At 68.0% G+C, this 18,460-nt stretch carries 17 protein-coding genes; 6 read left to right on the forward strand and 11 right to left on the reverse strand.

Annotated features, from left to right (window positions below; translation table 11 throughout):
* Window positions 1-58: 58 nt before the first annotated feature.
* Window positions 59-514 (forward strand): 30S ribosomal protein S19e, encoded by a 456-nt coding sequence (locus tag F3H13_RS03435; protein WP_149797661.1) that lies wholly within the window; start codon window positions 59-61, stop codon window positions 512-514.
* A gap of 304 nt (window positions 515-818) precedes the next feature.
* Here F3H13_RS03435 and ppc read toward each other — a convergent pair whose 3' ends face one another.
* On the reverse strand, window positions 819-3,521 hold the full coding sequence (ppc, locus tag F3H13_RS03440) for a phosphoenolpyruvate carboxylase (protein WP_149797662.1): 2,703 nt from the start codon (window positions 3,519-3,521) through the stop codon (window positions 819-821).
* Between the two features lie 232 nt (window positions 3,522-3,753).
* Here ppc and F3H13_RS03445 point away from each other — a divergent pair, with 232 nt between their 5' ends.
* Both F3H13_RS03445 and F3H13_RS03450 read left to right on the forward strand, forming a co-directional pair.
* On the forward strand, window positions 3,754-4,593 hold the full coding sequence (locus F3H13_RS03445) for a ubiquinol-cytochrome c reductase iron-sulfur subunit (RefSeq protein WP_149797663.1): 840 nt from the start codon (window positions 3,754-3,756) through the stop codon (window positions 4,591-4,593).
* 120 nt (window positions 4,594-4,713) lie between these two features.
* Window positions 4,714-5,046 (forward strand): hypothetical protein, encoded by a 333-nt coding sequence (locus tag F3H13_RS03450; protein WP_149797664.1) that lies wholly within the window; start codon window positions 4,714-4,716, stop codon window positions 5,044-5,046.
* Window positions 5,047-5,083: 37 nt separating this feature from the next.
* On the opposite strand, the gene F3H13_RS03455 is transcribed toward F3H13_RS03450, so the two are convergent.
* From F3H13_RS03455 to F3H13_RS03470, 4 genes are all read right to left on the reverse strand, one after another.
* On the reverse strand, window positions 5,084-5,623 hold the full coding sequence (locus F3H13_RS03455; protein WP_149797665.1) for a hypothetical protein: 540 nt from the start codon (window positions 5,621-5,623) through the stop codon (window positions 5,084-5,086).
* The gene (locus F3H13_RS03460; RefSeq protein WP_149797666.1) at window positions 5,620-6,633 is read right to left on the reverse strand and encodes a DUF7490 domain-containing protein; all 1,014 of its coding nucleotides are present in this window, start codon (window positions 6,631-6,633) and stop codon (window positions 5,620-5,622) included. The genes F3H13_RS03455 and F3H13_RS03460 overlap by 4 nt, the downstream gene beginning before the upstream one ends.
* Window positions 6,634-6,702: 69 nt before the next feature.
* Window positions 6,703-7,233 carry a DUF5817 domain-containing protein gene (locus tag F3H13_RS03465; RefSeq protein WP_149797667.1) on the reverse strand — a complete coding sequence of 177 codons (531 nt, stop codon included), beginning with the start codon at window positions 7,231-7,233 and terminating at the stop codon, window positions 6,703-6,705.
* A 478-nt stretch (window positions 7,234-7,711) separates the two neighbouring features.
* Window positions 7,712-8,590: an inositol monophosphatase family protein gene (locus F3H13_RS03470; protein WP_149797668.1), complete on the reverse strand. Its 879-nt coding sequence runs from the start codon at window positions 8,588-8,590 to the stop codon at window positions 7,712-7,714.
* 117 nt (window positions 8,591-8,707) lie between these two features.
* Here F3H13_RS03470 and F3H13_RS03475 point away from each other — a divergent pair, with 117 nt between their 5' ends.
* Window positions 8,708-8,965 (forward strand): hypothetical protein, encoded by a 258-nt coding sequence (locus F3H13_RS03475; protein ID WP_149797669.1) that lies wholly within the window; start codon window positions 8,708-8,710, stop codon window positions 8,963-8,965.
* A gap of 64 nt (window positions 8,966-9,029) precedes the next feature.
* Here F3H13_RS03475 and F3H13_RS03480 read toward each other — a convergent pair whose 3' ends face one another.
* The 3 genes from F3H13_RS03480 to F3H13_RS03490 form a co-directional block, all read right to left on the reverse strand.
* Complete coding sequence (locus tag F3H13_RS03480; protein ID WP_149797670.1) at window positions 9,030-10,703, reverse strand: PGF-pre-PGF domain-containing protein; 1,674 nt, start codon at window positions 10,701-10,703, stop codon at window positions 9,030-9,032.
* A gap of 536 nt (window positions 10,704-11,239) precedes the next feature.
* Window positions 11,240-11,875 carry a hypothetical protein gene (locus F3H13_RS03485; protein ID WP_149797671.1) on the reverse strand — a complete coding sequence of 212 codons (636 nt, stop codon included), beginning with the start codon at window positions 11,873-11,875 and terminating at the stop codon, window positions 11,240-11,242.
* Window positions 11,876-11,916: 41 nt separating this feature from the next.
* A complete protein-coding gene (locus F3H13_RS03490; RefSeq protein ID WP_149797672.1) occupies window positions 11,917-12,678 on the reverse strand; it encodes a hypothetical protein in 762 nt (253 codons plus the stop codon).
* A 450-nt stretch (window positions 12,679-13,128) separates the two neighbouring features.
* On the opposite strand from F3H13_RS03490, the gene F3H13_RS03495 reads away from it, so the two are divergent.
* Both F3H13_RS03495 and F3H13_RS03500 read left to right on the forward strand, forming a co-directional pair.
* On the forward strand, window positions 13,129-13,716 hold the full coding sequence (locus F3H13_RS03495; protein ID WP_149797673.1) for a DUF7344 domain-containing protein: 588 nt from the start codon (window positions 13,129-13,131) through the stop codon (window positions 13,714-13,716).
* Window positions 13,713-14,615, forward strand: a complete 903-nt coding sequence (locus F3H13_RS03500) for a hypothetical protein (RefSeq protein ID WP_149797674.1) — start codon at window positions 13,713-13,715, stop codon at window positions 14,613-14,615. The genes F3H13_RS03495 and F3H13_RS03500 overlap by 4 nt, the downstream gene beginning before the upstream one ends.
* Window positions 14,616-14,636: 21 nt before the next feature.
* On the opposite strand, the gene F3H13_RS03505 is transcribed toward F3H13_RS03500, so the two are convergent.
* From F3H13_RS03505 to priS, 3 genes are all read right to left on the reverse strand, one after another.
* The gene (locus tag F3H13_RS03505; protein WP_149797675.1) at window positions 14,637-15,887 is read right to left on the reverse strand and encodes an MBL fold metallo-hydrolase; all 1,251 of its coding nucleotides are present in this window, start codon (window positions 15,885-15,887) and stop codon (window positions 14,637-14,639) included.
* Between the two features lie 98 nt (window positions 15,888-15,985).
* Window positions 15,986-17,161 (reverse strand): hypothetical protein, encoded by a 1,176-nt coding sequence (locus F3H13_RS03510; RefSeq protein WP_149797676.1) that lies wholly within the window; start codon window positions 17,159-17,161, stop codon window positions 15,986-15,988.
* A 10-nt stretch (window positions 17,162-17,171) separates the two neighbouring features.
* Entirely contained in the window at window positions 17,172-18,335 is a 1,164-nt protein-coding gene (priS, locus tag F3H13_RS03515) for a DNA primase small subunit PriS (RefSeq protein WP_149797866.1), read from the reverse strand.
* Between the last annotated feature and the right edge of the window lie 125 nt (window positions 18,336-18,460).

Below are 18,460 nucleotides of genomic sequence, written 5' to 3' on the forward strand. Positions count from 1 at the left end.
CACACGGGCCGTACGCGATACGATGGTTTTAAACGACGCTGGCGTGAATCGAGACCCAATGGTAACCATCTACGACGTGCCGGCCGACGACCTCATCGAGGCCGTCGCGGCGCGACTCGAGGACCGCATCGACGAGCCCGACTGGGTCGAGTTCGCCAAGACCGGCGCCGGGAAGGAACTCCCGCCGGAACAGGAGGACTTCTGGTACGTCCGCTCCGCGAGTCTCCTGCGGAAGGTCGCCCAGAACGAGCCGATCGGCATCGAGCGGCTCGCGACCGAGTACGGCTCGAAGAAGCGCGGCTCGAACCGCTACGTCGTCCGCCCCGGCGAACACGAGGGGGGCTCCCGCAAGCTCATCCGCTCGGCGCTGCAGGCGCTCGAAGAGGACGGCCTCGTCACCACCGCCTCCGGTGAGGGCCGCCGCCTCTCCGACGAGGGCGAGGCGTTCCTCTCGGAGGTCGCGACCGAGGTCTTCGAGGACCTCGACCGCCCGGAACTCGAACGCTACGCGTAGACCGCTTCTTCTGTTCGTTTTCGCCGATCCCCACTAGCTGAAGATCCGCTGAGCGGCCCTGAGACGGCCGTTCGGCGGCGTTTCGTCGGCTGTCCCCGTCACTCGGTAGTGCGCGCCGGTCTTCCGCAATAAATTGCTGACCGCTATACAGAATTGGTACGGCGTCGCCGTCGGTCCCCTCCGGCCGAGCGGCGCGCCGTCGACTCTGGCGGTCGGGTAAGCGAGAGCCAGCTACCGCGTCGATGTCGGCGAAGCAAAGAGGGGCCGCGGGCGGTGTCCGCTCGGTTCGACTGACTCGGTCGCGCTACCCGGTGTTCTTCATCCCGGCTGCGATGCCGTTGACGGTGAGCCGCAGGGTGCGCTCCTCCTCGTCGGTGCGGTGGGTGCGCCCGAGCAGGTTCGCCTGGAGGAGGTTCAGGGGGTCGACGTAGGGGTTGCGGCGGTCGAGGCTCCCCTCGAGCCACTCGCGGCGGAGTAGCTGGTCGCGGCCGCTAATCTCCAACACCAGTTCGCGTCCGCGCTCGTACTCGCCGACGAGTTCGGGGAAGAAGCGCTCGCGGAGGTCGTCGTCGGCCAGGTCGGCGTACTCGGCGGCGATCTCGGGCTCGGTGCGCGCGAGCGCCAGCGAGGCGTTGTCGAGCGTGGTCCGGAAGAACGGCCACTCGTCGAACATCTCGCGGAGCGTCTCCATCCCCTCCTCGTCGCCCACCTCGTCGAGGTAGGCGTCGATGCCGGTGGCGATCGCGTACCAGCCGGGGAGGATGAGCCGGGTCTGGGTCCACGAGAACACCCACGGGATCGCCCGCAGGTCCTCGACGCTGCGCTCGCCCGAGCGGGAGGCGGGCCGCGAGCCGAGGTTGAGGTCCTCGACGACGGTGATCGGTGTCGCCTGCTCGAAGTAGGAGACGAACCCGTCCGTGTTCAGCAGGTCGCGGTAGGTCTCGCGCGCCGCGGGCGCCATGATCTCCATCGCCTCCACCCAGCGGTCGGGCACGTCCTCGACGGGCTCCTCGTTCGCCTCCTTCCGAGCGCGGATCTGGGCGTCGAGCATCTGTTCGAGCTCGCGCTCGGCGATCTGCGGGTTGGCGTACTTCTCGGCGATCGCCTCGCCCTGCTCGGTGAACTTCACCTGGCCGGTGACGGTCTCGTTCGGGAGCGCGAGCAGCGCCTCGTTCATCGGGCCGCCGCCGCGCGAGATGGAGCCGCCGCGGCCGTGGAACAGCCGGAGGGTGACCTCCTCCTCGCGGCAGAACCGAGCGATCCGGCGCTGGTTCTCGTAGAGGTCCCAGTTCGCCGCGAGGAACCCGTTCTCCTTGTTGGAGTCGGAGTAGCCGAGCATGACTTCTTGTACCTCGCCACGGGCCTCCAGTGCGGTCGCGTACGCCTCGTTCTCGAAGAGCGTGCCGAGGATGCGCTCGGCGCCGTTGAGCGCCGACTCGGTCTCTAAGAGGGGGACGACGTCGACCGCGCAGTGGTCGGGCAGCGAGACGACGCCGACCTGGTCGGCCAAGAAGAGCACCTCCAGCACGTGGCTGGGCTCCTCCGTCATCGAGATACAGTAGGTGTCTATCGCCTGCTGGCCGTACTCCTCTTGCCACTCGGCGAACGACGCGAACCGGCGGAGGACGCGCTCCGTTATCTCCGAGACGTCGCCCGGTTCGTCGACGTCGACGACCGGCTCCTCTTGGAGGATGGCCTCGGTGAGGAAGTCGACGCGCTCGGACTCGTCCATCCCCTCGTAGTCGACGCCCTCGACGGCGACCGCCTCGGCGACGGCCTCGGTGTGGTTCTCGCGGTGGTCGCGCAGGTCGAGCGACGCCAGCGTGAGCCCGAACGTGTCCACCTGCCGGCGGAACGGCTCGACGAAGGATTCGAGGACCGACTCCTGGCCGTCCTCGCGCAGCGACTCGGCGATGACGTCGAGGTCGTCGAGGAAGGCGTCGCCGTCGGGGTACTCGCCCGGGCGGACGTCGTTGACGCGGTCGAGCCGCTCGCGCATCAGCCGGAGCTTCTGGCGGTACGGCTCGTCGGGGTAGCGCTCGCGGGCCTCCTCGACGACGGTCGGGAACCGCTCGGCGTCGGCCGCGAGCGACCGCGCCAGCGCGTCGCCGTCGGCGTACCGGTCGCCGTCCTGACTCAGCACCGCCGAGAGCCGCTTGCACCGGTCGCGGTACTTCTCGACGGCGACCTCGCGCTGGCGTTCGAGCGTCTCGTCGGTCACCTCGGGGGTGACGAACGGGTTGCCGTCGCGGTCGGAGCCGGCCCACGAACGGAACTCGAAGAGCTTGGGGCAGTCGACGTCGTCGTACTCCTTCGAGATGGTCTCTTCGAACTCCTCGTAGGCGTCGCCGACGACGTCGAAGAGGGTGTTTTCGAGGTACCACTGGACGTTGCGCGCCTCGTCTTCCGGCTCGGGGGCTCGCTGGCGGACCTGGCGGGTGCCCCACAGGCTGGTCACCTCGGCGGTGACGTCGCGCCAGACGGCGCGCCGCTCCCGGTCGGTGAGGTTGCGCTCGTCGAGCTCGCCCAGGTGGTTCGCGATGGAACGGAGCTTGGACTTCACCGTCGACCGCCGAGCCTCCGTCGGGTGGGCGGTGAACGTCGGCTCGATGAGCACGTCGGCGAGCAGCTCCTCCAGCTCGTCGGCGTCGACGCCGGCCTCGGCGAACTCGGCTATCGTCGCGTCGAAGGAGTCGTGGAGGGCGCTTCCGTCGTCGGCGTTCCGGACCGCGCGGACGCGCTCGCGCTCCTCGGCGAGGTTGATCAGCTCGAAGTAGGTCGTGAACGCGCGGGCGACGACCTCCTCGCGGGTCGTCGAGAGGTCGTCGACCGCCTCGTGGAGGGCCGCTCGGTCATCAGCGTCGCCCCGCCGGTAGTCGATCGCCGCGTTCCGAAGCGTCTCGACCGTCTCGTACGCCTCAGTCGAGGCCTGCGCGGCCAGGACGTCCCCCACCAACGCCCCGAGTTCTCGAACGTCCGTCCGCACGTCCCGATTGTGCAACTTCATACCACACACACTGCGCGCGCGGTCGGTTAAAACCGCGGGCTGAACGAATGTTTGCCTCGCTTCCGAGTTAATTCGTCACGAACGTTCCACGGTGACTGGGGCGCGACGAAGCGTCCGACGGTCCACAGCGCGGTCCGACTCGAAAGCGTCGGCGTCGTCGGACGATCCCCGCGATTCTCGCGCCGGTGGAGGGTTCGTCACCCTTTTTACCGATCCAACCGCAGGTGCGAGTATGAGTGCGTCCGACAAGTATCCGTCTGAGTCCGGGCGGCGACGCTTCGTGAAGGGCGTCGTCGGCGGCGCGGCCCTCGCCGGGGTCGGCGCGATGGGGTCGGCGACCGTGAACACGCTGACGACCGCCGGCGGCGTCGGCGGCGGGTCGACGATCGCGAAGACCATCGCCCACACCGGCGGGCCGGCGCCGCGCGGCCTGCCGCAGATCCCGGTCCGGGTCACGGACGAGGGGTACATCGAGGGCATCTGGCCCGAGACGACCACCGTCACCCAGGAGGGACAGGAGATCGAGGTCGCCCAAGAGGAGCTCGGCGGGGAGACCTACTCCGGCGCGTGGTACCAGTACTGCGGCGTCGAGTCCCAAGAGAACGTCCAGCCGAACTTCGAGTCCGACAACCTGTTCCGCGCCGCGAGCGGCCCGCCGTACGACTGGCAGGCCGACACCTACTCGGGCGGCGACCAGATCCACATCGACGACTTCGACGACTACACCGAATGGGGCAACGGGATCGGCAGCGACGGCGTCGGCAAGCCGGCCGCGGTCACGTGGCGCTCCGAGGACGCCGAGACGAACCTCAACGCGGTCGTCATCCGCTCGCCGGAGATTGAGGAGGCGGCCCAGAACAACGAGTGGCTCCAGGCCTCGACCGACCAGGGGTTCATGGCGTACCTCAACGTCTGTACGCACTTCTGTTGTATCCCCGGCTACAAGGTGTTAGACGAGTCCGCGCGCTACGACGCCGCCGACGGGACGTACTGCGTCTGCCACCAGTCAGTGTACGACCCCTTCACCATCGAGGACGCGCTGTTCATCGCCCGCCCCCGGCCGGACGAGTAAGCCCCTCCGTCTCGTTCCTGGCTCTGCGTTACCTCTCGTTTCCGTGTTTCACGCGACCGTCGCCGCGCTTTCGACGCGACCGTCGCCGCGCTTTTCACGCCGCTCGCCCGAGGTATCGACATGAGCGACGACGACGCCGCTTCCGAAGCATCCGCGAGCGACGACTTCGAGACGGAACTCGCCCGGGCCCGCGACCTCCTCGACGGCGACGACATCGACGCGGTCCACGTCGGCGTCGTCCGCGACGGCGAGGTCGACACCACGTTCGCCCAGCGCACCGACGACGACCCCGACGGCGCCGGCCTCCGGGCGCTCGCGCTGCTCGCCGCGCACGTCAGGCTGGTCGCGGGCGAGGCCGGCGTCGAGCCCTCCACCGTCGCCGGCGACGCCGCGACGCTCGCGGGGCAGGTCGAACAGATCCCGGCCAGCACCGATCAGATCCCCGACGAGTAGGACCGGGGTTCCACTCGGGGCCGCCGGATTCAGTCGCTTACCGCTCGGTTCGCCTCTCCGTCGCTTCCCGCTCGTGACCGCCGGACTCCGCCGCGCGGATCCGCCGGAGCTGGTGGGCGACGCCCGCGACCGCGACGAGCAGGACCGCGAGGTTGAACACCGCGAGCGCCACGGACTGGTAGGCCGGGTCGAACCACGTGCGGATCGCGTTCCCGGACTGGCTGTAGAACCCCCAGCCGGCGACGACCGCGAGCAGCGACATCGCGGCCAGCCCGACGCGGTCGAGCAGCCCGCGGAGGTCGTCGGTCGAGAGGCGGCCGAAGCCCGAGGAATCGACCGGCTCCGTCGAGTAGTCCTCCTCGGTGCGGTCGGGGTCGGTCGCCGTGCGGTCGGCGTCGGTCTCCGTGCGGTCGGCGTCGGTCTCCGTGCGGTCGGGGTCGATCGCCGTGCGGTCGGTCGCGTCGGTGTCGTCAGTCATTGGCTGTGGTGGGTCGCGGGTGTGGTCGGTCTCGGTGGTCGCCTCGTCGTCAGTCGCGTCGCCGTCTGCCGGGTCGTCGCGCGGCGGTCCGTCGGTCATCGTCGCCTCCGCGCGGTCAGCGCCGCGACGACGAGTGCGACGAGCGCGACGAGGGGGCCGAAGCCGGGCGTCGCGTCGTCGGTCGACCCGTCGCTCGGCGCGCGGTCGGCGCCGTCGTCGCCGGAAACTCCGTCCTCGCCGCGCTGGAAGTCCTCGACGGAGAACGCCACGTCGCGGACGGTCTGGTTCGGGCTGATCGTCTCCTGCGGATTCAGGTTCGCGACGCCCTGCGTCTCGTCGACGAGCACGTCGTCGTCGAACAGCGCGGCGTCGACGTAGTAGTTGTACCCCTGGGGGACCTCGACGGTCGTCGTCACGGTGTCGGTGCGGCCGGGGCGGACGGTGCCCACCGTCTCCGTCGCTTCCGCGGCGATCACGTTCGACTCCGCCTGCCGGAGGTAGAGCCGGAGGTCGACGTCGTCGGAGGGCTCGTCGCCGCGGTTCGTCACCGACACCGACGCGGACAGCGTCGCCGTCTCGTTGTCGGCCTCGACGACGCTCACCGCGACGGTCGGCCAGACGGAGCCGTCGGTGAAGCCGACCTGCGTGTCGGCGTAGTCGGGCGTGAGCGCCGCGACGCCGGCGACGCGGGTGGTCTGCTGCTCGCGGCGCTCGCCGTCGGCGAAGATGACCGTCTCGATGCGGTAGCCGCCCTCGCGCTCGACGGTGACGGTCCCGTTGACGGTGCGCTCGCCCTCGAAGTCGACATCGCCGACGTCGACGGTGGTCTCGTTGACGAGGAGGCCGGACTCGGCGCCGATCGCGCGGTGCCGGACGGTGACGTTCTCGACCGCCGAGCCGCGGTGACGGAGGTCGGTGCCGAGGCGGAGCTCGGCGGTCTCGCCGCGCACCTCGCCGGGCGCGACCGTCGCGCCGGCGACGTCGATCCGGCCGGGCGGCTCGTTCGCCTCTCGGGGGTCGCTGATAGCCTCGGGCGCGGCGACGGCGCCGACCGCGCCCGCGACGAGGAGCGCGGCGGCCGCCGCCAGGAGGGCCGTGCGGGTGTCCATGTGCGACCCGTTACGAGCCCGATATAAGTGCTTTGTCCAGTGGTCGACTCGAAGGGCGAAAAATCAGCCTCAGAGGACGCGATACCGGCCGTTCGACTCGGTGACCTCACCGCGGCGCGCGAGGCGCGTCAGGATCTCGCGGGCCGCGTCGGCGGGGACGCCGTCGGCCGCGGCGCGCTCCACCACCGCCGACTCGGTGGGGTCGTCGACACCCTTGACCGCGTCGCGGACGACCTCGGTGCGACTCCGCGAGCCGCCCCCGCCGCCTTCGGCTCTTGAGGCGGCCTCGTCGACCGCGTCGGCGTCGATCCCCGCGGATTCGAGGTACTCGCGGTCGTCGATGCCGGCGTCCTCGACGGCGGCTTCCAGCTCCGAGACGTGGTCGACCTCGGCGAACGAGGCGCTGTCGCCGCGCTTCTTCGCGAGCAGTGCCGACCGCGCCTCCCGAGCCGCCGCGCGGTCCTCGGACTCGAAGAAGCGCTTGAGCTTGGCGGTCCGGTGGGTCTTGCCGCACCGCGAGCACTTCGCCGTCTCGCTCGTCTCCGGGTCCGTGACCAGCCACATGTTGGCGCACTCGTTGCAGCCGACGACCGCGTACATGCGACGAGATTTGCCGGCCCCGGATTTGAACCCTCGGCTCCGGGACGCGACCGCGCCTTCGAACACCTCACGCGATGCCGTGGCGCGTGCCGACGAGCGCCCGGAGGGCGCGAGTCGCACGCGCGAGGGAGTCGGGCGTTCCGAGGGCGACCGAAGGGAGCCCGAAGGATGCGCCCGACGAGGCTGGGGAGGCGTGAGGTGCGGTCGCTGTGCTGGGTGGGACTCAAAGGGGCAGCCGCGAGGGCGAAGCACGGCGCAGTAAGTACCGCAGCGAGGGAGCGACAGCGACCGAGCGAGGAACGCAGCAAGCCGCGCGAGCCGTCGCGGCTGGGGCTTTGGCGGTGTTCGCCGCCGCTCCGCTATCAGCCATTTATTAGCGAGCGGCTGTGGCTTCGGAGGCCTTCACCCTTGACCGATCGCCAGCCCCGGCTTGATTTCTACCGGCCCGAAGTCGACTCGCGACCGCCCCGAAAATCGCTTACGAGTCTGATTCGATCTCGTTCGCGGCCGCGAGCACCTCGTCGTGGAGGGCGCCGTTCGAGGCGACGAGCCCCTTCGAGTCGTGCCGCCACCGGTTCCCGTCGAGGTCCGTCACGCGCCCGCCGGCCTGCCGGATCACGAAGACGCCGGCCACCGTGTCCCACGGGTTCGCGGCGACGTTCGTGATCGTCCCCTCCAGCCCTCCGGCCGCGACGGTCGGGAGCACCACCTGCGCGGCGCCGAGCCGGCGCATATCCCCGAAGCGGGTGACGATCGCCTCGCAGGCGCGGGCGTACTCTTCGCGTGCGTCGTACGCCCACCAGATCGTCGGGTCGACGGCGGCGCCGCGGGGCTCGGACACGTCGCTCACGGAAATCGGCTCGCCGTTGCAGTACGCGCCCGTGGCGTCGGCGGTGTAGGTGTCGCCGAGCGCGGGCGCGACGATGGCGGCCGCCACGGGCTCGCCGTCGACGACGGCCGCGACCGCGGTGGCCCACACGGGGATGTCGCGGACGTAGTTGTTCGTCCCGTCGATGGGGTCGATCACCCACGCGGCGCCGTCGTCGGGCACGGTCTTGCGCTCCTCTTCCTCCTCGCCCACTATCGCGTCGTCCGGGTACGACTCGCGAATGCTCTCGATGACGGTGCGCTGGGCGGCGCGGTCGGCCTCCGTCACCACGTCGTCTTCGCCTTTCGTCTCCACGTCGATGTCGCTCCGGAAGCTCTCGTTCGCGACCGCGGCGCCCGCCTCCGCGGCGCGCTTCGCAACGGCCGCGCGCTCGGCGACGTCGTCCGCGCGGTCCGTGACGGGGGAGGGCTCGGCGGCGGCGTCGTCGCGGTCGCCCGGGGCGGCGCCGCGCTCGGCTTCGTCGGTCATGCCCCCAGTCGACGCCCCCGACGCGTATAAACGTCGGTTCGGCGCGGGGCGCGGATCGAAATTAACTCAGTTTCGAATCCGAGTACCTTTAAGTGGGTCGGCGCCGGTGTACCGCGTATGGAACCAGAGGAAGCGGTCCGTCAGCTCGAGTACACCATCGACGCCTCGCTCGACGAGATCGGTCAGCGCGCCGCCGCGGGCTACCGGCCCACCTTCGAGCGCGTGGCCGAGCGCGCGGACGGATCCGCGGTGTACGACCTCGCGGGCGAGCTCTGCCAGGACGTCGTCGACGGCACCTGTCCCTCGCCGGCGGAGGCGAACGCGGTCGCCGAGCGCGTACTCGACGACTGGGCGTACACCGACGGCGGGGAGTAGGCGAAGGCCGGCCTCACAGTCGTTTTTCTCGCTCCCTCCCGATCCCAAACGCTTCTCGCAGCGATCACCGCGGCGCACGTCGAACCAGGAACAGCGTCGCGAGGACGATCCCGACGAGCGCCGCGAGCCCCGCGACGTCGCCGAGATCGAACTCGGACAGTTCCGGGCTCGTTTCGTCGCTATCGTCCCCTGACCCGGAACCGCTGTCGCCCACTGACTCGGAACCGCTATCGCCCACTGACTCGGAACCGCTATCGCCCACTGACTCGGAACCGCTGTCATCCCCTGACCCGGAACCGCTGTCGGCTCCTACTCCGTCCCCATCAGTAAGCTTGGTTCCATCGTCCCCCGGGCCGTCTGCTCGGTCCGCCACCGTGACGGATCCGAGGACCGGCCTCTCGTCTGTCGCTCTCGCCTCGACCGCCTCGCCCGCGAGAACGAGGTCGTACTCTCCGGGATCGTCGAATCGGACCGTCACCGAGGCGCTCGCGGTCCCTCCGGGCGCGACATCGACCCCCACCCGCTCGCCGGTCGCAAGCGACTCCCCGTTGCTGGCCGCGACTTGGAGTTCGGCGTCGCGAGCGGGGGCTCGTCCGATGTTCTCGATGTCGACCGCGACCGTCAGGGGCTCGCCCGCCCGGACTTGATCGTCGGAGAGGCTCGCTTCCGCCGGGGCCAGCGCCGGACGCTCGGCCGCGACCGCGAACGCGGAGAACCCTTCGCTGACGGCCCGGAACCGGACCGTCTCGGTTCCCGCACCGACGACGCGCGTCTCGACGCGCTCCCAGCCCACATCGGTCTCACGGTAGACGGCGAAGCGCTCTGGGGCGACGCCGGTCTCTTCGAGCCGCTCACGGTCCACGGTAATCTCGGCTGTCGCCTCCGCGATCGGCTGGCCGGGCTCCGCGAACTCGACCGTGTAGTACCCGATCGGGTCGACGCCGGGCGGAACCGGCGGCACCTCGGCGGGTCGGTCGGTCCGTCCCCGCACCGCGAACTCGACGTCGCCGGGCGACTCTCGGACGAACGTCAGGTCGTCGAGTCGGACGCTCGGGTCGCCGACGTGTAGGCCTCGCAGGTCGACCTCCGTCTCCGACCCGCCGACGACCGATAGGAGTTCCACCTCCCGGTGTGTCGCGTCCGGGCGCTCGACGGAGGCGGTCGGTCCCGCGGTCGGGTCCAGACCGTCACTCTCCCCGTCGCCGTCGCTTCCGTCGTCCCCGCCCGGCTCTTCGGGGCTCTCCGGCTCCGTGGGGCGCGCACGGACCGAGATCTCGTCGATGAGTCGGTCGCCCGGCGCGATCTCTGCGACGCGGGTGTCGATCTCGACGCCGACCGGGACGGCGTCGCGTTCGGGCGTGAGCCGCACCGCCCGCTCGGGGCTCTCGACCGGCTCACCGTTGACGACGAAGGTGACGCCCGTCCCCTCGTGTTCGATCCACGCCTCGGCGGACGCGTTCCCGTCATAGGTGATGTAGAAGAGCGCCTCCTGAGCGGCGACGGCGTCGACGTTGACCCCCTCGGCGTCGATCCGGGGATTGTCCTCGGTGACGTCGATCGCGAGTTCGCCGTCTTCGTCGAGGTAGGCGTAGGGGTTGTCGCCGGGCTGGAGAGCGACGTCGTCGGTTATCGGATCGGTGGGGCCATCGAGGACGACCGCGCCGGTGGAGACTGCGAAGAGGATCGCCGCTCCGACGACGGCGAGCGCGAAGAAAGCGGTCGATCCCCGGGACGACATTAAATACAGTGATCTATCTAGAGATACCAAAGTAATCGGTCCTCGATGGAATATCGAGCGAGCGTTTAGGAAACCAGTTTATTCGCGATACGGACAATCGGTGCGTTGGTCTACGGACCTAAATGTTCAGATAGCTGTAATGATACAGGTTAGTCCACATGTTTATATATAAAATCGGGAGGTAGGTAACTAGACTGCGTCGGAGCCGTCTAATCACCGTCGTCCGATGACCATCAGTTGCCGCTAACTGCTTCGCCTACAGTCTCCGAGAGACTGCCCGTGATTTCTTGTCCAAGCGTGTCCTTGTCCGGAGGAGCGTAGATGAGGAACGACACCTCACACGCCTGGCCAGGAGCGAGATCTATCTTTCACTGCCATTTACTCCCTCGTCGATCAGTCCCTTCTGTTCGCCGTCGTTATACGTCTCGAACTAGAACTCGGTCTCGGTATGATACCTCACCACACATATTAAGGAATATATTGGCATTCACTCGCTCTAGACAGTGTCAATAAAACAGTAGCTGGGGACTGAGGAGCTACCCGTCGACTGCTTCACCAACAGCGACCGAAAGACTTCCAGTAATTTCCTCACCAGTAGTGTCTCCCGGAACCTGAAGTATGAACGAGACACCACATGCTTCACCGCTTCCTAGCGTGATTTCTGCGGTGTCATTCACTGGCTCGTGTAAGAGTTTTCGAGTCCCCTTTCGGTGAACCTCGAACCAGTACGAGGTGTCGAACCCATCGCTGTCCTCGTCGTCGTTCTCTTCTAGCCGATAATCTATTTTAATTTGTTGTTGTTTACCTGTTTGATTTGCGATGAGAAACGCTGATCCGAATTCACCATCATCACGCGCCGACGGAGCGTCAGCTGTAACCGGGAAATCGCCATTAATACTAACACCGTCCGTGGCGGCGAAGAATCCAAACTGATAGACCGAATTCTGGTTAATTCCCGGATCGTCTAGGTCAATAGTCAGTTCACCATTATTGTCATGTACGCCCGCAACGTCCGGATTAGGAACAAGGCCAATGAGCGATTTCGTGTCACTAACAACAGCAATATTGGCCTCTCTGGCGATCTGTGCGGCGCTAAAAGCCCCAGTCCCAACAAGTCCACTAGAGGCGGCGGTGATTCCACACGCACTAATAATAAATTTTCGTCTTTTCATAGTGTACTATTCTAATAGTTGGGAATTTTCACACGCTCCCCTCAGGCGTCAGTAGTTGGCTCCTCGAACCTGTCGGTGTTCCCAGCGTTAATGACTAATTCACCAATCCAACTATCAGTGTTTTCCGGGTCAAAGTCGCCGGTACTAGCGATCAGTGAAGCATACACCGCCTCACCAGGCGCGAGCTCGAAACTAGCGTGGTCGGTCCCGCCTGAAATTTCAAGCGAGAACACAGATGTGCCTGCTCCTCCACCACGAACGTTCATTGCGGCGGTAGCCTTGTCGCGGTCTGGAGCAGATTCGCCTTCCCACGCGATGACAATATCACTGTATGTCTCATCAGATTCGTTCCGAACCACGAACGCTGGGTCTCCACTCTCTGTTGGTTCGTCATCATCCACCAGATCACCGTAGAGGACATCGTCGGTAAGAGAGGGATCACCATCATCATCATCATCAGCCCAGTAGTCTATATCATCAAAACCCTGACTTATCGCACCAACTTGGTACACTGAGTTAGGAGCGATACCGGTACCACTGCCGTCAGCACCACCGCCGCTATCGTCGAAAGTAATACTCAACTGGCCATCCTGGTAAAAAACACGATCAGAGCTGACTGTACCGTCACCGTCAGTAAACTCGTGGCCGGGGATGAGCTGTAAGAGGGCCTCGCTGTCATCAGAAACTTGAATATTCGCTTTCCGACCGCTGATTTGTGCCGCACTGAACGCACCAGTTCCCATTGCGGCTGCCCCGCCGGCAGCGAGCGATCCCGCACCAATCACGAACTTGCGTCGTTCCATATCGTATCTCACCTGTGTTCACGCACCCCCGCAGCCCGGTCGTCCGGGCCGGGAGCGCTCGGATAGTCCATGCTGGGGATGGTACTTCGTTATGATATTCTCGACATGTTCGCGTGTCGGACTCGATACGCGACGTGAGTGACTCGATACAAGGCAATCAATCCTCAAACCCCGTATCGATCCGATCCTGAAACCCCATGTAAACCCGTTGTAGTCCAACGTCTGACCTCTGCTTGGCCCGCAACGACTCCCTGAAACCCCCTGTTCTTGGTCCGATTTTGTTTTAATCACGCATTAAGAAACGACGATCCGAACGTATTACTATCAGAATCCACAAATTAACAGGTTAACTATCCAACCTATTTATGATAGATACCTGCGCACGCAAGGAGTGAATACTGCCGGTTTCTGGGAGGGATCCGGCAGCGCGGAATCTGGGTGTTCACATCGATGCTCTCTACGGGTGCCACGACACAGCGGGGAAGTCGAAACGGGGGTGAACTGTCCGAAGACGAGATCTTCGAGGTACTGTCGAACCGGCGGCGCCGCTTCGTCATTCACGCGCTCAAGCGCGCGGAGGAGCCGCTGGACGTCTCGGAACTCTCCACGCACGTCACGGCGTGGGAGCGCGGTGTCGACCCGGCGGACGTCCAGTACGAGGACCGCCGGAACGTGTACAGCACGCTCCAGCGCACGCACCTGCCGAAGCTGGAGGAAAAGAACGTGGTGACGGTCCACGAGGAGGAGAACCTCGTCGAGCCGACGCCCGAGCTGGAGGAGCTCGACATCTACGTCGAGGTCCTCCGGAGCAAGGAGATCCCGTGGAGCCTCTACTACGTCGGGCTCGCGGGCCTCGCCGCTTCGCTCCTGCTCGCCGTCGGCACGGGAACGCCGGGGTTCGCCGGCCTCGAGGCGCTCGACGTAGGGGTGTTCACCGCCACCGCCTTCGGCATCTCGGCCGCCGCCCACCACGTCATCGGTCGCCGGGCGCGGTTGGGGAACACAGAAAAACCGCCCGAGCTCCGACAACGAGAATGAGCACCGCGACCCGGACGCCGACGGTCCGCGTGCGGCCGCTCCGCGCGCTGAGCCTCGTGCTCGCGTTCACCGCGGCGGTCGGGCTGATCTTCGGCACCGCCGGGTTCACCGCGATGGAGGCCGACCGCGGGCTCTCGGTCAACGTCACCGACGACGAGAGCGCGTACCTCGGCTACGAGGCGGTCACCGACGAGGTCCACGACGGCGAGCCCACTGCGGTCGTCGACTACCGCAACCAGTTCGGCTCCGACCTCGAGGAGTTCGACGTCGACGTCTCGATCGCGGACCCCGAGTTGACGGACGCCGCGATCCGGTCGGTCGAGACGCCCTCGTCGCTGGACAGGGGATCCGCCGCGCCGGTCAGCGTTACCCTGAGCTGCTCGGAAGAAGAGCCGGTCGCTCTCCTGTTCCGCGCCGACGGGAACGGCGGCGGCGTCAGCGTCTCGCTGGACCGCGTCCACACGGTGACCTGCGTGCCGAAAGGCCCGACGGTGACGGGAGTCACGTTCAACGACGCCGCGAACGGCCGAGTGATCGTCGACGGCGGACACGACGAGGTCAGCGCGGAAGTGTGGGTCGCCGAGACCCCGCCGGTCGAGGGGGTCGGAGACCTCACCGAGGTGACGTTCGATGGAGACGACCCGTTCGACACGTCCGACAAGATCCGCAACCAGGTCAACAACGTATCCTCGTCAGGGCTCACCGGAAATTGGACGATCGTCGCCGTCGAGTTCCCCGATAGGAACGTTACTTACCTCCATCCAGAGTGGAACGAGGGCGTGTACGATACCCCGAAAACGAGTGACGGCGTCGCGTACGACGGGACGGTCGACGAGGCGTTCCTGTTGAACGCCTCCGTTGAGAACGGCGAGGTCGTTGAGGACGGAGCCGACAATTGATCCCGCTGCGACCTGACCTGTTTACAGTTCGATCCGCTCCCCGATTTCGGGCGCGCTCGCCGCGAACCCGTCCTCCCGCAGGTCGTCCGCGAACGCCTCGCAACGGTCGCCGTGGTTCACCAGCACCCGTGCGTCCCGATATTCGTTTAGGAACGACTCCAACCCCTCGCGGTCGGCGTGCGCGGAGAAATCGTACGACTCGACCCGCGCGCTCACGGGCTGGACCCGCCCGTTCAGCTCCAACTGTCCACGTTCCTGTAGCTCGCGGCCCGGCGTCCCCTCCACCTGGTACCCCGTCAGCGTCACGAGGTTCGTCGGGCTCGTCCGGATCTCCGGGAGGTAGGTGTGAACCGGTCCGCCCGCGAGCATCCCGGAGGTGGTAACGATGAGCGCGTTCTCGGCCGCGATCCGCTCGCGCTGCCCGTCGCGGCCTGTAACGACGCGCGCCCGCCCGACCGCTTCGCCGAACGCCTCGGCGTCGCGCAGGAACGACGGGTACCGCCGGAGGGTCTCCGTCACCTCGACGCCCATCCCGTCGACGTACGGCGTGAGCCCGTGCGCGGCCGCGACGAGGAGCAGCTCCTGCGTCCGGCCGATGGCGAACGCGGGCGCGACGACGGTGCCGCCCTCCCAGATCGTCCGCTCGACGCGCTCCGCCCACGCCGACTCCACCGCGGCGCGGTCCTCGTGGGTCACGTCCGCGTAGGTGGCCTCGCAGACGACGACGTCGGCGTCGGGCCGCGCCGTCGTCCCCGCGACCAGCCGCTGGTCGTCCGTGTGGAAATCGCCGGTGTACAGCAGTCGGGCGTCGCCGTCGTCGACGAGGGCGTGCGCGGAGCCCGGGATGTGGCCGGCCGCGAACAGCGTGACCTCGTACCCCCCTTCATCGATTCCGCCCGCGACCGGGAACGGTTCGCCGTAGCCATGGCGCCGCTCGGCCTCGCCCAGCCGCGCGACGTGCTCGGCGCCGAACGGACACAGCGGGCTGTTGCCGTGAAGCTTCAGCGTGTCCTCGGCGAGGGTGCGCGCCAGCTCGCCGGTCGGCGGCGTCCAGTGGATCGGCGGCCGGCGGTCGCCCTTCAGCAGTGCGGGCACGGCGCCGACGTGATCGAGGTGCCCGTGCGAGACGACGACCGCGTCGGGCTCGGGGTCGCGCACCGGGTACCGAGGCGGGTCCGCGGTCATGAGCCCGTAGTCTAAAAGAAGGGTATCGTCGACGAGGAGGGCGCTCCGGCCGACCTCGCGGGCGCCGCCGAGGAACTCCAGCTCCATCGGAACCCCGTAGCCGCCCGCGGCGTTAGTGTCCGTCGGTCGGGCCGAAGCAGGGAGGGACGCCGGCGAGCCGGCCGCGGTCGGCGTCTCGACCGGCGTCAGTCGATCCGCTCGGCGGCGTCGCGCTGGACCAGCGGGTCGGCGTTCTCGACCGGGAGGGAGACGACGTCCTCGCTGGCGAGCTCGTACTCCCGCTCGTCGACGCCGAAGATGGCCCCGACGTCGCGGGTGATCCGAACCGTGGCCCGACCGGCTCCCTCGTCCGGGTCCGAATCGGGGTCCGGCCCGCCGCCCGCCGTCGTCTCGGGGACCGCGCCGCCGTCCGTCGTCGCTCCGGGCTCGACCTCTTCGCTCGCGTCGTCTGCGGGGCGGTCGGCCGCGCCGCCGTCGAACTGGTCGCTCCCGTCGTCGTCCGCGTCGACGCCGACCGCTCCCGGGGGGGCCGGCTCTGGCGGCACCGGCGTCGGTTCGTCGTCGCCGTCGGTCGCGGCGCTGTCGGCCGCGGCGCCGTCGGTCGGCTCCGGAGCGGGGGACGCGGCGTCGCCCTCGGCCGGCTCCGGCGGCGCGCTCGGAGCGTTCGGTGACGAATCCGCCTCGCCGCCGCCCATCGCACCGGCGAGCGCGTCGGAGGCGTCGGGGCCGCTCTCGGCGTCCGCCACGTCGGCACTCGGATCTGTCCCCGCCGAGTCCGCGGGCGTCGGGTGTGCGGCCGTCGGATCTCGGCCTGTCGACTCCGCATCGGCGGGAGACGCATCGGTCGGAGACGCATCGGCCGGGGACGCATCGGTTTCGGGTGTCGGATCGCTCGGCGCCGGGTCGCGCGACCCCGCTGGGTCGGGGGAGACCGAGCTCTCGTCGGCGGTTCCGGAGTCGTCCGGAATCGGCGACTCGCCGGCGAGCACGTCGAGCACCTCAGACTTGTTCGCGGTGATGCGCTCAACGAGGTCGTCGAACAGCCGGCGCTCCTCGGTCGTCATCCCCTCCTCGTCGACCGACATGTCGGCCGCGGCGAAGGAGGCGAGCTTGACGACCTTGCCGACCCGGCGCTCGTAGAGCGCCTCGGCGACCTCCTCGGCGGTCTCGACCTCGTCGGAGAGCCGGCGGACGTCGTCGTCCGCGAACGGGTTCTCGACCTGCTCGGCGCGGCGGTCGCGCGCGGCGCGGAGGTCCGCGACGTACGCGCCCACGTCGTCGTAAAACGAGTCCCGCAGGTGCTGGAGGCTGTCCTTCCGCCGCTCCTTCGCCTGCGCGGACCGGAGTTCGTCGAGGTTCATCTGTCGTCGGTCATCGTTCGGGGGCTTTCCGCGCCTCGCCGCGGGCCATCAGGAACGCTCCCGCGAACTCGGGCACGGTGTTTCTACCGGATTCAACTCTGACGCGCTCGCCGTTTAATTCTACCGTCCGATTCGCGTCCGTCTCGATCCGGATCTCGCGGCCGACGAACCGGTCCGGGACCGCGTCCCGAAGGGGGTCGAAGTCGGCGAGCTCGTCGCGGTCGAGCGGCGTGACGACCAAGGCGGAGCCGCCGTGGAGCGTCCCCGGCAGTCGGATGAGCCGCCGCGTGTCGGTGGTGACGGGCTCGTCGATCGGCGCCGCGTCGGTCGCCGCGACGCGAGCGGCGAGCGCGGAGACGAGCCGCCGCACGCCCGGGCCGCCGGCCTCCACGTTGCCCTCGCGCACCGCGGTCGGATTCCGGTCGAATGCGCCGAGGATCGTCTTCGCGCGCCCCTCGCCGATGCCGTCGAGCTCCATCAGTCGCTCGCGCGCCTCGTCGTCGTCCATCTCGCGGAGGTCGTCGGCGTACTCGATCAGGGCGTCGTGGACGCGCGCGCCCCACCCGCCCTCGGTCCGGAGGACGCGCTTCGTCGTTCCGCGGTCGGAGACGGTGCGGATCAGGTTGTCGGTGTCGAGGTCGATGGCGCGCACGTAGTCGACGATCTCGCGGCGCGCGTCGCTGTCCAGCTCCCGGACGCTCTCGTCGCGGACGTGGACGTGGTACCCGCGCCCGCCCGAGAAGACGACGGTCACGTCGTCGAACGCGAAGTCGTCGTCGATGAAATCCAGCAGCCGCAGGAGGGCGTCCTTGCACGTCGCCAGCATCTCCGGGTACGAGGTGGTCTCCGGGTCGACGCCGGGGAGGTGGTCGGCGTCTAAGTCGAAGACGAGGTCGGCGTTCCGCCACCCCTTCTGTCCCATCGTCGCCGCGCCCGGGTTGTCGTAGCGCGCGGCCGAGAAGTAGGCGTGACGGGGGGCGTTGTCCGCGAAGAACGTGTCGACGTCGCCGAGGTCGAACAGCGACTGGTGGCGGACCATCGTCGTCCCCGACCCCGGGGTCCACGGGATGTGGCCCCACTCGCGGAGGTTCGCGTCGGGCGGGAGCGACAGCGAGACCGACCGGTAGTAGTCGCCGAACCGCCCCCGGAGGTACTCGCGGGTCCGGTCGTCCATGTCTCCCTTCATACCCGCGGTCGACGTATCAACGTTACCGTTCGCGCGCGACCGCAACGAGACTCGCTTATAAATGAAACGAGGCGGTGGCGCGTGCCGGCAAGCGCCGCACCGCGGCGCGAACC

Origin of the sequence: Halorubrum xinjiangense, assembly GCF_900102375.1 — an archaeon.
GTDB classification, from domain to species: domain Archaea; phylum Halobacteriota; class Halobacteria; order Halobacteriales; family Haloferacaceae; genus Halorubrum; species Halorubrum xinjiangense.